This is a genomic window from Noviherbaspirillum sp. (genome assembly GCF_035254685.1).
In the GTDB taxonomy this organism is placed as follows: Bacteria; Pseudomonadota; Gammaproteobacteria; order Burkholderiales; family Burkholderiaceae_D; genus Noviherbaspirillum.
On the sequence record NZ_DATFAI010000022.1, the window covers coordinates 206,426 to 219,504 of the forward strand.

Here is a 13,079-nt window from a genome sequence, read left to right on the forward strand (position 1 = left end):
GAAAAGTTGCATGGTCAAGACACCAGCAATGTAAGTGAATTGGGCGGTACTGTCAAAATTTCCGGCTCAAGGTTATGCTTTCCGGGATGTACTGATAACCGTTCCGCATAACCACAAACACCTCGATGGACCTGCCAATCAAACCAAGGGTACTGATCGCTGACGATTCGCGCATCGTGCGAGCAACCCTGATCAAACATATCGAAGGCATGTTCGATTTCCGCGAGGCGCTTGACGGCGAGGAGGCGTGGGAGACACTGCTCCTCGATCCGGCGATACGGGTTGTCATTACCGATTTGACAATGCCAAGACTGGACGGTTATGGCCTGCTGCGGCGCATCCGTAACTCCCGTGTCAGCCGCATACGTGACATCCCCGTCGTCGTGGTTTCCGGCAGCGACGAGCGCGAGGAGCGGGACCGCGCCAAGGCGGCAGGAGCGACGGACCTGATCACCAAGGGGATCGGCACCGCGCAACTGCTGTCGCGCCTGGACATCCTGACCAGACTTGTCACCACGCAAAACGAGTTCCAGCGCGGCCTGGAAGCACTCGTCCAGCAGCATGCCGAGGCGCCCGCACCGGGTTTGCCCACGGTGGACGCGGCTCGCTCCGGCATTGAAAGCCTGCTGCTGAATTCCGTGAAGGCGAAGAAAAATTTTGTCCTGCTCAATGTCTGCATCGGCCTGAAGCACATCGGCATGGAAGAGCTTGCGACGGATCCATCGCCCAATGTGGTCAATGCGGTCGGGGACCTGTTGCGGCGAACCGTGCGCCAGAGCGACCATGTGGCCAGGAGCGGCAGGGCCGGATTCGTGCTGGCAACTGGCAGCATCAATTTCGATTCCGCGCGCTGTTTTGCGCAGCGGATATGCAGGGCGATCGCCAATGCGCAACTGGTGAAAACCGAGGGCATGGCATTCATCGCAAGCTGCGGACTGGTATCTCTCAGCGACGAGGTCATGCCATCCGGCGCGCCTGGCTTGCAAGTGATGCTCGACTTGGCGCACGCGCGCGCGATGCTGGGATTGAACCGCGGCATCACAGGAATCGTCGGCAAGGAAGAGGAAACGGCATTCCAGCGCGGCGATATTCCTGTGCTGGAGATGGTCGAGGCGGACGGGAGCCCGATGCGCAATGGGAACGATGGCGGGATTCCGGACCTGGCAACCTTGCTGCAATGGATCAAGGAAGGGCGGCAGGATGAAGTCTTGCCCCATATCGGCAAGCTTTCCGCAGACCTGCAGCCGCTGGTCCACCTGCTTCTGAAGCAAAGCAAGCATTAGCCGGTTCCCGACGTCGGGTATTTGTCAGTGCGTCTACGTACAACTGCTGACTGCGCATGCCTTATCCCCCGGCGTAGAATCCAACCTTCCATAATGACAAGGAGGGACAATGCAATCCAAGCAAATTCTTACGCTCGACGACGCAAGGAAGATTGCCACGGCAGCTGAAGCCGAAGCCAGGGCAAACAACTGGGCGGTGACCATTTCGATCGTCGATGACGGCGGCCACCTTCTGTGGTTGCACCGCCTGGACGGCGCGGCGCCGATCTCCGCGCACATCGCGCCCGCCAAGGCGAAGACCGCCGCGCTCGGCCGTCGCGAAACCAAGGTGTACGAAGACATGATCAACAACGGCCGGGTATCCTTTGTGACCGTGCCGGAAGTCGAAGGCCTGCTTGAAGGCGGCGTTCCGGTCATGGTAAATGGGCAATGCGTCGGCGCCGTCGGCGTTTCCGGCGTCAAGTCATCGGAAGATGTGCAGATTGCACGGGCGGGCATCGCCGCACTCGGTCTCTGAATCCGCACATTGCGGCGCCGTTTGCGGGCTCGCGGGCACCTTATCCCGCCGCCGCATTCGGGCTGCCGGCAAGCCTTACCGCAAGCTTACAAGTTTGCGGGGAGGGGCGTTTTCGGCTATAATCTCGGGGTTTAACTAAATCCAGTCCGCCGTAGCGCATACCCCTTCCATCTCGTCCCGAATAGACCCTCGACACCCAGCGCAAGCCGTTCGGTTGGCGGTCGTTCCGGCGCGGCGCAGCGGCGGTAACAATCTCAGGAGTTACCCTTGCTGCCATTTTTTTCTGGCCAATCAGTTCCGGCCATCCTAGCGCTTGCAGACGGGTCGATTTTCCAGGGTTTTTCCATCGGTGCCGCCGGTCATACGATCGGTGAGGTCGTGTTCAACACGGCCATTACCGGCTATCAGGAAATCCTGACCGACCCCAGCTACAGCCGTCAGATCGTGACGCTCACCTATCCGCACATCGGCAATGTCGGCGTGAATGAGGAAGACGTCGAGGCGAACAAAATCCACGCCGCCGGCCTGATCATCAAGGACCTGCCGCTGCTGACATCGAACTTCCGTTCAAAGCAAAGCCTGTCCGACTATCTCAAGGCGGAGAACGTGGTCGGCATTGCCGGCATCGATACCCGCAAGCTGACGCGCATCCTGCGCGAGAAGGGCGCACAGAACGGCGCCATCATGGCAGGCGAGGCCGCGAACACGGAGGAGGCGTTGGCGCTGGCGCGGTCCTTCCCTGGCTTGGCAGGCATGGACCTGGCAAAGGTGGTGTCCACCGCGAAGCCCTATGTCTGGGACCAGACCGAGTGGCGGCTTGGCGAGGGTTACGGCAAGCAGACCAATCCCAAATTCCACGTTGTCGCCTATGATTACGGCGTCAAGTACAACATCCTGCGCATGCTGGCCGAGCGCGGCTGCAAAGTGACCGTGCTGCCGGCGCAAGCATCCGCAGCGGAGGCTCTCGCGCTGAACCCGGACGGCATCTTCCTGTCCAACGGGCCCGGCGATCCGGAGCCTTGCGATTACGCAATCGCGGCGACTCGCGAGTTGATCGAACGCGGCATTCCGACCTTCGGCATCTGCCTCGGCCACCAGATCATGGCGCTGGCCTCTGGCGCGAAGACTCTGAAGATGAAATTCGGCCATCACGGCGCCAATCATCCCGTGCAGGACCTCGATACGAAGCAGGTGATGATCACCTCGCAGAATCACGGCTTTGCTGTGGACGTGGATACCCTGCCGTCCAACTGCCGCATTACCCACGTCTCGCTGTTTGACGGTTCGCTGCAAGGCTTTGCACGCACCGACAAGCCAGCGTTCTGCTTCCAGGGCCACCCGGAAGCGTCGCCCGGCCCGCACGACATCGCCCCCTTGTTCGATCGCTTCATTGGGCTCATGACCCGGGCGATGATGGAGAAACACACAAATGCCTAAGCGCACAGACATCAAAAGCATCCTGATCATTGGCGCCGGCCCGATCATCATCGGCCAGGCGTGCGAATTCGACTACTCCGGCGCGCAGGCCTGCAAGGCATTGCGCGAGGAAGGTTATCGCGTCATCCTCGTCAACAGCAATCCGGCGACCATCATGACTGACCCGGAGATGGCCGACGTTACCTACATTGAGCCGATCACCTGGCAGGTGGTCGAACGCATCATCGACAAGGAGCGCCCCAACGCGATCCTGCCGACGATGGGCGGCCAGACCGCGCTCAACTGCGCACTAGACCTGCATCGCCACGGTGTGCTGGACAAGTACGGTTGCGAACTGATCGGCGCCACGCCGGAAGCGATCGACAAGGCGGAAGACCGCCTGAAGTTCAAGGATGCGATGACCAAGATCGGCCTCGGTTCCGCGCGTTCGGGCATCGCTCATTCGATGGACGAGGCATGGGCGGTGCAAAAGGAGATCGGCTTCCCGGTCATCATCCGTCCGTCCTTCACCATGGGCGGTACCGGTGGCGGCATCGCCTACAACCCGGAAGAGTTCGAAACCATCTGCAAGCGCGGCCTGGAAGCATCGCCGACCAACGAACTGCTGATCGAAGAATCGCTGATCGGCTGGAAAGAGTTCGAGATGGAAGTGGTGCGCGACAAGAAGGACAACTGCATCATCGTCTGCTCGATCGAAAACCTCGATCCGATGGGCGTGCATACTGGCGATTCGATCACCGTCGCCCCGGCACAGACGCTGACCGACAAGGAATACCAGATCATGCGCAACGCCTCGCTGGCAGTGCTGCGCGAGATCGGCGTCGACACCGGCGGTTCCAATGTGCAGTTCTCCGTCAATCCGAAAGACGGTCGCATGATCGTGATCGAGATGAACCCGCGCGTGTCGCGCTCCTCGGCACTCGCATCCAAGGCAACCGGCTTCCCGATCGCGAAAGTCGCGGCCAAGCTGGCAGTCGGCTTCACGCTGGATGAGTTGCGCAACGAGATCACCGGCGGCGCGACCCCGGCATCATTCGAGCCGACCATCGACTATGTCGTGACCAAGGTGCCGCGTTTCGCGTTCGAAAAATTCCCGGCTGCCGACAGCCACCTCACCACGCAAATGAAATCGGTGGGCGAGGTGATGGCCATCGGCCGTACCTTCCAGGAATCGTTCCAGAAAGCCTTGCGCGGCCTTGAGGTCGGCGTCGACGGCATGAACGAAAAGACCACCGACCGCGAGACCATCGAGGAAGAACTCGGCGAGCCGGGCCCGGAGCGCATCTGGTATGTGGGCGACGCATTCGCGCAAGGCTTCTCGCTGGAAGAAGTGCATCAACTGACGCACATCGACCCATGGTTCCTCGTACAGATCAAGGAAATTGTCGACATCGAACTCTGGCTCGAAACCCAGACGCTCGACGCGCTCGACAAGGCCACGCTGTTCAAGCTCAAGCAGAAGGGTTTTGCTGACCGTCGCCTGGCGAAGCTGCTGAAGACCACCGACAAGGCCGTGCGCGACAAGCGCCGCGAACTTGGCGTGCGTCCGGTCTACAAGCGCGTCGATACCTGCGCTGCGGAGTTCGCGACGAAGACGGCGTACATGTACTCGACCTACGAGGAAGAGTGCGAAGCGCAGCCGACCAACAAGAAGAAGATCATGGTGCTGGGCGGCGGTCCGAACCGCATCGGCCAGGGCATCGAATTCGACTATTGCTGTGTGCACGCAGCGCTGGCAATGCGCGAAGACGGTTACGAAACCATCATGGTCAACTGCAACCCGGAAACGGTTTCCACCGACTATGACACCTCCGACCGCCTGTACTTCGAGCCGCTGACCCTGGAAGACGTGCTGGAAATCGTCGACAAGGAAAAGCCCTACGGCGTGATCGTGCAGTACGGCGGCCAGACACCGCTCAAGCTGGCACTCGACCTGGAAGCCAACGGCGTGCCGATTGTCGGCACTTCGCCGGACATGATCGATGCCGCGGAAGATCGCGAGCGTTTTCAGAAGCTGTTGCACGACCTCGACCTGCGCCAACCGCCGAACCGTACCGCGCGTACTGAGGAAGACGCACTGCGCCTTGCGCAGGAAATCGGGTATCCGCTGGTGGTGCGCCCCTCTTATGTGCTGGGCGGCCGCGCCATGGAAATCGTGCACGAACAGCGCGACCTCGAACGCTACATGCGCGAAGCGGTGAAGGTGTCCAACGATTCACCGGTGTTGCTCGACCGCTTCCTCAATGATGCGATCGAAGTCGACGTCGACTGCCTGTCGGATGGGCAGCGCACTTTCATCGGCGGCGTGATGGAACACATCGAACAGGCCGGCGTGCACTCGGGCGACTCTGCCTGCTCGCTGCCGCCGTATTCGCTGTCCAGGGAAACCGTCGATGAACTGAAGCGCCAGACTGCTCTGATGGCCAAGGGCTTGAATGTGGTCGGTCTGATGAACGTGCAGTTCGCCATTCAGCAGCAAGAGGTGGACGGCAAGTTGCAGGATATCGTCTTCGTGCTTGAAGTCAACCCGCGCGCATCGCGTACGGTACCGTTTGTATCGAAGGCTACCGGTCTGCAACTGGCGAAGATCGCTGCGCGCTGCATGGTCGGCCAATCGCTGGAGAGCCAAGGCATCAAGAACGAAGTGGTGCCGCAGTACTTCAGCGTGAAGGAAGCCGTCTTCCCATTCAACAAGTTCCCGGGCGTCGATACCATCCTCGGACCGGAAATGAAGTCGACCGGTGAAGTCATGGGCGTGGGCAAGACCTTCGGTGAAGCCTTCGTCAAATCGCAACTTGGCGCGGGTGTGAAGCTGCCGAAGTCGGGCAAAGTCTTCCTCAGCGTGAAGAACAGCGACAAGCCGCGTGCAGTGCAGGTAGCGAAAGACCTGGCAGAGCTCGGCTTCACACTGGTGGCAACCAAAGGCACCGCTTCTGCAATCAGCGCGGCTGGCATTCCGGTAACGCCAGTCAACAAGGTCGTGGAAGGCCGTCCGCACGTTGTCGACATGATTAAGAACAACGAAATTGTCATGGTGATCAACACGGTCGAGGAAAAGCGCACGGCAATTACTGACTCGCGCACCATCCGTACCTCGGCGCTGCTGGCCCGGGCGACGACCTACACCACCATCGCCGGTGCGGAAGCCGCGGTCGAAGGCATGCGTCATCTCGATGAGTTGCATGTCTACGATTTACAAGGCTTGCATAAATCTTTACACTAAGCTTTTACAGTTAAGACTTAGCCACAGAGGTCACAGACGATTCCGGGTTTCCCGGAGTTATTTGTGACCTCTGTGGTTTTCATTTCGCCTCAAGAAAATCATGAGCACAGTACCTATTACCAAGCGTGGCGCGGAACTTCTGAAAGAAGAGTTGCACCGCCTGAAAACCAAGGATCGCCCGTCCGTCATCAGCGCCATCGCGGAAGCGCGCGCGCAAGGCGACCTGTCCGAAAACGCCGAATACGATGCAGCCAAGGAACGCCAGGCGTTCATCGAAGGCCGCATCGCGGAACTGGAAGGCAAGCTGGGCGCAGCCCAGATCATCGACCCGACCGTGCTGGATGCGGAAGGCCGCATCGTGTTTGCATCGACGGTCGATCTCGAAGACCTCGAATCCGGACAAAAGGTCACCTACCAGATCGTCGGCGAGGATGAAGCCGACCTGAAAGAGAAGAAAGTGTCGATTACCTCGCCCATCGCCCGCGCCCTGATCGGCAAGTATGCCGGCGACGTGGTCGAGGTAAATGCACCTTCCGGCATTCGCGAATACGAAGTCCTCGAAGTTCGTTACATCTGACCAGCCATGCGTGCCGCGCGCATCCGCCTGCTGATTGCATCATTCTGGGTGGGAAGCATGTGGACCATCGGTTACCTGGTTGCTCCCACCCTGTTTGCGAGCCTCGCTGACAAAGGGCTGGCTGGGACGATCGCAGGAAAGCTGTTCCGGATTGAGGCGTGGCTGTCCGTCGGTGCTGTCATTGCGCTATGGGTCTTGCTGAAGACGGGCTCGGGCGAGAGCGAAGGAAGAGCTGGCAAACAGCTTCGCTGGCTCACGTTGGGAATGCTGGCCTGTACCTTGGTCGGGTATTTTGCGTTGCAGCCCTTTATGGCCGAGCTGCGTGCGGCGGCCGGGCCGGGCGGGGTGATGGACGCAGCGACGAAAGCCCGGTTTGGCCTATTGCATGGTGTGTCGAGCGTGTTCTATCTGATCCAGAGCCTGCTCGGCGCGCTGCTCATCTGGAAGCTGCGCTGAGCCGAGCGGCAGTTGTTTTCACCCTTCGGGGTGAATTCGGGCAGCAGCTTCAAGCCCTGCCTAATGCGGATTTTTTCGAACTGGATTGACGCTTCTTGGCGCGCTTGACATTACCGCCGGCGGTCACGCGTTCGTTCCCTTTCAGGACGACTTTCGTGACTGACGGGCGTTTGGTGCCGCTCGGGCTTGCCTTGACGATGGTCACTTCGCGCAGTCCCTTGCCGCGCTTTTCGCTACGCTCCCGGGACGTTTCCTTTTTTGGGCGGTACAACACCAGAAGCTTGCCGATATGCTGGACCGGCGCGGCACCCAGCTTGTCGCAGATCGTTTCATACGTTTCAATCCGCGCGTCGCGGTCGTCGCCGAAAACGCGGACCTTGATCAGGCCGTGGGCGTCCAGGCTGGTATCGATCTCTTTCAGGACGGAAGGCGTGACGCCGGCCTCGCCGATGATGACCACGGGATTCAGTGCATGGGCCTCGGAACGAAGCGCGCTGCGCTCCGCGGGTGTCAGTTTCAACATGATTAATATTCCTTAAAAGCGGTATTCTACGCGAATGGCCAAGAACAAATTCAACAAAAACTGGTTGCACGACCATATCAATGATCCTTATGTGAAGCAGGCGCAGAAGGAGGGCTACCGCGCGCGCGCCGTCTACAAGCTCAAGGAAATCGACGAGAGCGAAAAGCTGATCAGGCCGGGTCAGATCGTCGTTGACCTTGGCTGCACACCAGGAAGCTGGTCGCAATACGTGCGCAACAAGCTGGCCGGAAAGGAAGGCGGCGGCATCAACGGCACCATCATCGGGCTCGATATCCTGCCCATGGAACCGATCGCGGACGTGCATTTCATACAAGGTGACTTTCGCGAGCAGGAAGTGCTGGACCAGTTGGAAGAAGTCGTGGGCGGAAGGAAGGTCGATCTGGTCCTTTCCGATATGGCGCCCAACCTGTCGGGGGTGTCGGTCACAGATGCAGCCCGCGTCGAACACATCATTGACCTGGCGCTTGAATTTGCCAGAGCCCACCTGAAACCTTCGGGAGCCCTGCTCGTCAAATGTTTCAACGGGCCGGGCTATACCCAGCTCGTTGAAAAGTTCCGCCAGGAATTCAAAACAGTCATCCCCAAGAAGCCCAAGGCGAGCAGGGACAAGTCCTCGGAAGTCTTTTTGCTCGGCAAGGTCCTGAAAAACCCTCAATAGTTGCAAGTTGATTACTTGATAAGCCTTGATTTCCAGGATCTTAGCCACACATCTTGTAAAAGTCCGGTTTCCGCCGCAATCGTTCAGGCGTGGAGACCGAAGTTGCAGTCATTTTCCACGCGATTTGAAGCAATATTCGGGCTGGCAAGCACGGATTATTGCGGGTAGAATCAATTACAAGCTTTGTAAATAGGCGCGCCCGCGTCTAAGGAGTTCTAGTGAACAACATGTTTTCCAAGGCCGCCATCTGGGTGGTCATCGCCTTGGTGCTCTTCACCGTCTTCAAGCAGTTCGACGGACGCACTCTGGCCGGCGGCGCAACGCCGATTCCGTACTCGGACTTCCTGGACGAGGTCAAGGCCAAGCAGATCCGCGAAGCAGTCATTGAAGACCGCAGCATCGTGGCGACGACCAATGATGGCAAGCGCGTCAAGACGGCAGTGACCTATCTCGACCGCGGCCTGATCGGAGACCTCATCAACAACGGCGTCAAGTTCGACGTCAAGCAGCCGGAAGAGCAATCCTTCCTCTCCCAAGTATTCATTTCCTGGTTCCCGATGCTGTTGCTGATCGGCGTCTGGGTATTCTTCATGCGGCAGATGCAGGGCGGCGGCAAGGGTGGGGCGTTCTCGTTCGGTCGCTCCAAGGCGCGCATGCTGGATGAGGCAAGCAATACCGTGACCTTCGCCGACGTTGCCGGTTGCGACGAGGCGAAGGAAGAAGTTCAGGAGCTGGTTGACTTCCTGCGCGATCCGACCAAGTTCCAGAAACTCGGCGGACGCATTCCGCGCGGCGTGCTGATGGTCGGCCCTCCGGGTACCGGTAAGACCCTGCTGGCACGTGCTATCGCAGGCGAAGCGAAGGTGCCGTTCTTCACCATTTCCGGTTCCGACTTCGTTGAAATGTTCGTTGGCGTCGGCGCATCGCGTGTACGCGACATGTTCGAGAATGCGAAGAAGCATTCGCCCTGCATCATCTTCATCGACGAAATCGATGCCGTGGGCCGTCATCGCGGCGCAGGCATGGGCGGCGGCAACGACGAGCGTGAACAGACGCTGAACCAGTTGCTGGTCGAGATGGACGGCTTCGAAGCCAACTCCGGTGTGATCGTGATCGCTGCAACCAACCGTGCCGACGTGCTCGACAAGGCGTTGCTGCGTCCGGGCCGTTTCGACCGCCAGGTGATGGTCGGCCTGCCGGACATCCGCGGCCGCGAACAGATCCTGTATGTCCACATGCGCAAGGTGCCGATTGCGCCCGACGTCAAGGCAGACATCCTGGCGCGTGGCACACCTGGTTTCTCCGGCGCCGATCTCGCCAACCTGGTCAATGAAGCTGCATTGTTCGCCGCGCGCCGCAACAAGCGCCTGGTCGAGATGCAGGACTTCGAAGACGCCAAGGACAAGATCGTGATGGGCCCGGAACGCAAGTCGGCCGTCATGCGCGAAGAAGAGCGCCGCAACACGGCATTCCACGAGTCCGGCCACGCAGTGGTTGCCAAGCTGATGCCGAAAGCCGACCCGGTACACAAGGTCACCATCATGCCGCGCGGCTACGCACTCGGTCTGACATGGCAATTGCCCGAGCATGACCGCGTGAACATGTACAAGGATAAGATGCTCGAAGAGATCTCGATCCTGTTCGGCGGACGCATCGCTGAAGAGATCTTCATGCACCAGATGTCGACGGGTGCATCGAACGACTTCGAGCGCGCCACCAAGCTGGCCCGCGCGATGGTCACGCGTTACGGCATGTCCGAGACGCTGGGCACCATGGTGTATGAGGACAGCGAGCAGGACGCTTATTTCGGCCGCATGACATCCAAGACTGTGTCGGAAGCGACTCAGCAGAAGGTGGACGCCGAGATTCGCACCATCCTGGATGCGCAATACGCCTTGTCGCGCAGGCTGCTGGAAGAAAACAAGGAGAAGGTCGAAATCATGGCGAAGGCCTTGCTTGAGTGGGAAACCCTCGACGCCGACCAGGTCAACGACATCATGGAAGGCCGCGAGCCGCGCCCGCCGAAGGCTGGCCTGCCGGTCAAGCGCTCGCCGACTGACAGCGCATCCGGCGGCGTGTCTCCCAACGCAACCGCGCCCGCATAAGCATCACTGCCGGGGCAACGTGAACCCAAGGGTGAGGAGCGATCCTCGCCCTTTTTCTTTGTCTTCGCATCACACCAATGTCCACTCAATACTTGCAATTCGGCCGTTATCGCTTTACGGCCGGGCCAGAGGCGCATCCTCTCGTGATGGGTATCCTGAACGTCACGCCGGATTCCTTTTCCGATGGCGGAAAATTCAAATCGCTTGATCTCGCCCTGTCACACGCAGAGCAAATGATTGCAGACGGCGTCGACATCATCGATATCGGCGGGGAATCCAGCCGACCCGGCGCGGCGCCGCTGCCGCTCGACGAGGAATTGCGACGCGTCATGCCTATCCTGTACGCATTGCGCGACTGTGGAAAGCCATTGTCGCTCGATACCTACAAGCCCGAAGTGATGCGCGAGGCGATTGCCGCGGGTGTCGACATGATCAATGACATCAACGGATTTCGTGCGGAGGGGGCGTTGAGTGTCATCAAGGAAAGCGACTGCGCCTTGTGTATCATGCACATGCTCAGAGATCCGACCACGATGCAGGCCGCTCCGCACTACGAGGATGTGACTGCGGAAGTGACTGCTTTCCTCCGCGCGCGCGTGGAAGCGATGGAGCAGGAGGGCGTAGAACGCAACCGCATGTGGATCGATCCGGGCTTTGGTTTTGGCAAGACCCTCGAGCATAATCTCGCCTTGTTGAGGGATCTCGACAAGATCGCCGGTGAGCTCGGGTTGCCGGTATTGGCGGGCATGTCGCGCAAGTCGATGATCGGCGCGATCACCGGCAGGCCGGTCGAGCAGCGGATCGCGGGAAGCGTTGCCGCAGCGATTGCGGCCGTCGCGCATGGCGCACGCATTGTGCGCGTGCACGATGTCGCAGAGACTGTCGATGCGCTCAAGGTCTGGCAAGCGGTTGCGACAAATAGTTGAGGAAGAAAATGAAACGCAAATATTTCGGTACGGACGGCGTGCGCGGACGGGTTGGCTCCCTGCCGATTACGCCCGACCTGGTGATGAAGCTCGGCTATGCCGCCGGCAAGGTGTTGGCGCAAGGAGAGTCGAGCAGCAGCAAACCGGTCGTCCTCATCGGCAAGGACACGCGTATCTCGGGTTACATGCTCGAAGCTGCTCTAGAGGCTGGCTTTGCGGCCGCGGGTGTTGACGTGACGCTCGCCGGGCCGATGCCTACGCCTGCAATCGCTTATCTGACGCGCGCGCTGCGCCTGGCGGCCGGTGTCGTGATCTCGGCATCACACAATCCTTACGATGACAACGGCATCAAGTTTTTCTCTGCCTCTGGCAACAAGCTCCCCGATGCGGTTGAATCGGACATCGAAGCGATGCTGGAAGCGCCGATCGAATGCGTGCCCTCCGAAAAGCTTGGCAAGGCCAAGCGCCTGTTCGACGCGCAAGGGCGCTACATTGAATTCTGCAAGAGCACATTCCCGAGCGAGCTGGACCTGCGCGGATTGAAGATCGTGGTGGACTGCGCGCATGGCGCGGCCTACGACATTGCACCGCATGTGTTCCATGAGCTCGGCGCTGAAGTTGTCGCCATCGGCAACCAGCCGAACGGACTGAACATCAATGACGGCGTTGGGGCAACTGCCCCGGCTGCACTGTCCGCGGCAGTGAAAGAGCACAAGGCCGACATCGGCATCGCGCTCGACGGCGACGCCGATCGCCTGCTCATGGTCGATTCGACGGGGCGTGCCTACAACGGCGACGAGCTCCTGTACATCATGATCAAGGATCGGCTTTCCATTGGGCCGGTGGCGGGCGCGGTGGGCACACTGATGACGAACATGGCGCTCGAGGTCGCCTGCAAGGAGATGGGCGTCGGCTTTGCACGCGCCAAGGTGGGTGACCGCTATGTGCTGGAAGTCCTGCACGAACGCGGCTGGCTGATCGGCGGCGAAGGCTCGGGCCATTTGCTTTTCCTCGACAAGCACACCACCGGAGACGGCATCGTGTCCGCGCTGCAGGTACTGTCTGCGCTCAAGCGCAGCGGCAAGACACTGGCCGAAGCGACATTCGAACTCGTGCTCTTCCCGCAAAGTCTGATCAATGTGAGAGTCGCGCCAGGCTTCGACTGGCAGCAGAGCAGTGCGGCAGTCGAGGAAAAGAAACTCGTCGAAACCGAACTGGGCGACAGCGGTCGCGTGCTGATCCGCGCATCGGGCACCGAGCCTCTGGTGCGTGTGATGGTTGAGGCAAGGAACGAGGTCACCGCCAACAACATGGCGCGCCGTATTGCGGACAAGCTTGCGGCCTGATGGTCTC

General features: G+C 59.8%; 11 protein-coding genes. 10 read left to right on the top strand and 1 reads right to left on the bottom strand.

The features are described from left to right. The first annotated feature begins 125 nt into the window (after positions 1 to 125). From VJ698_RS08935 to VJ698_RS08960, 6 genes are all read left to right on the top strand, one after another. Positions 126 to 1,283, top strand: coding sequence for a response regulator (locus VJ698_RS08935; protein ID WP_324102390.1), 1,158 nt, complete (start codon positions 126 to 128; stop codon positions 1,281 to 1,283). Positions 1,284 to 1,392: 109 nt separating this feature from the next. Then, on the top strand, positions 1,393 to 1,800 hold the full coding sequence (locus VJ698_RS08940) for a heme-binding protein (protein WP_324102391.1): 408 nt from the start codon (positions 1,393 to 1,395) through the stop codon (positions 1,798 to 1,800). Between the two features lie 267 nt (positions 1,801 to 2,067). After that, positions 2,068 to 3,237 (top strand): glutamine-hydrolyzing carbamoyl-phosphate synthase small subunit, encoded by a 1,170-nt coding sequence (carA, locus tag VJ698_RS08945; protein WP_324102392.1) that lies wholly within the window; start codon positions 2,068 to 2,070, stop codon positions 3,235 to 3,237. Beyond that, positions 3,230 to 6,460, top strand: coding sequence for a carbamoyl-phosphate synthase large subunit (gene carB, locus VJ698_RS08950; RefSeq protein ID WP_324102393.1), 3,231 nt, complete (start codon positions 3,230 to 3,232; stop codon positions 6,458 to 6,460). Before carA ends, carB begins: the two co-directional genes overlap by 8 nt. Positions 6,461 to 6,560: 100 nt before the next feature. Next, positions 6,561 to 7,037 carry a transcription elongation factor GreA gene (greA, locus tag VJ698_RS08955; RefSeq protein ID WP_324102394.1) on the top strand — a complete coding sequence of 159 codons (477 nt, stop codon included), beginning with the start codon at positions 6,561 to 6,563 and terminating at the stop codon, positions 7,035 to 7,037. Between the two features lie 6 nt (positions 7,038 to 7,043). Continuing rightward, entirely contained in the window at positions 7,044 to 7,493 is a 450-nt protein-coding gene (locus VJ698_RS08960) for a DUF4149 domain-containing protein (RefSeq protein WP_324102395.1), read from the top strand. A gap of 49 nt (positions 7,494 to 7,542) precedes the next feature. Here the strand turns inward: VJ698_RS08960 and yhbY are convergent, their stop codons facing one another. Further along, the gene (gene yhbY, locus VJ698_RS08965) at positions 7,543 to 8,016 is read right to left on the bottom strand and encodes a ribosome assembly RNA-binding protein YhbY (protein ID WP_324102396.1); all 474 of its coding nucleotides are present in this window, start codon (positions 8,014 to 8,016) and stop codon (positions 7,543 to 7,545) included. Between the two features lie 34 nt (positions 8,017 to 8,050). Between yhbY and VJ698_RS08970 the strand changes: the two genes are divergently transcribed. The 4 genes from VJ698_RS08970 (at position 8,051) to glmM (ending at position 13,072) form a co-directional block, all read left to right on the top strand. Continuing rightward, on the top strand, positions 8,051 to 8,695 hold the full coding sequence (locus VJ698_RS08970; RefSeq protein WP_324102397.1) for an RlmE family RNA methyltransferase: 645 nt from the start codon (positions 8,051 to 8,053) through the stop codon (positions 8,693 to 8,695). Positions 8,696 to 8,913: 218 nt separating this feature from the next. After that, positions 8,914 to 10,800 carry an ATP-dependent zinc metalloprotease FtsH gene (ftsH, locus tag VJ698_RS08975; RefSeq protein WP_324102398.1) on the top strand — a complete coding sequence of 629 codons (1,887 nt, stop codon included), beginning with the start codon at positions 8,914 to 8,916 and terminating at the stop codon, positions 10,798 to 10,800. A 77-nt stretch (positions 10,801 to 10,877) separates the two neighbouring features. After that, complete coding sequence (gene folP, locus VJ698_RS08980) at positions 10,878 to 11,726, top strand: dihydropteroate synthase (RefSeq protein WP_324102399.1); 849 nt, start codon at positions 10,878 to 10,880, stop codon at positions 11,724 to 11,726. 8 nt (positions 11,727 to 11,734) lie between these two features. Then, positions 11,735 to 13,072, top strand: a complete 1,338-nt coding sequence (glmM, locus tag VJ698_RS08985; RefSeq protein WP_324102400.1) for a phosphoglucosamine mutase — start codon at positions 11,735 to 11,737, stop codon at positions 13,070 to 13,072. Positions 13,073 to 13,079: the final 7 nt, after the last annotated feature.

Excerpts from the sequence above, each read along its gene's own strand:
- VJ698_RS08935 (WP_324102390.1), top strand. The coding sequence starts at position 126 with ATGGACCTGCCAATCAAACCAAGGGTACTGATCGCTGACGATTCGCGC.
- VJ698_RS08940 (WP_324102391.1), top strand. The coding sequence starts at position 1,393 with ATGCAATCCAAGCAAATTCTTACGCTCGACGACGCAAGGAAGATTGCC.
- carB (WP_324102393.1), top strand. The coding sequence starts at position 3,230 with ATGCCTAAGCGCACAGACATCAAAAGCATCCTGATCATTGGCGCCGGC.
- greA (WP_324102394.1), top strand. The coding sequence starts at position 6,561 with ATGAGCACAGTACCTATTACCAAGCGTGGCGCGGAACTTCTGAAAGAA.
- VJ698_RS08960 (WP_324102395.1), top strand. The coding sequence starts at position 7,044 with ATGCGTGCCGCGCGCATCCGCCTGCTGATTGCATCATTCTGGGTGGGA.
- yhbY (WP_324102396.1), bottom strand. The coding sequence starts at position 8,016 with ATGTTGAAACTGACACCCGCGGAGCGCAGCGCGCTTCGTTCCGAGGCC.
- VJ698_RS08970 (WP_324102397.1), top strand. The coding sequence starts at position 8,051 with ATGGCCAAGAACAAATTCAACAAAAACTGGTTGCACGACCATATCAAT.
- folP (WP_324102399.1), top strand. The coding sequence starts at position 10,878 with ATGTCCACTCAATACTTGCAATTCGGCCGTTATCGCTTTACGGCCGGG.
- glmM (WP_324102400.1), top strand. The coding sequence starts at position 11,735 with ATGAAACGCAAATATTTCGGTACGGACGGCGTGCGCGGACGGGTTGGC.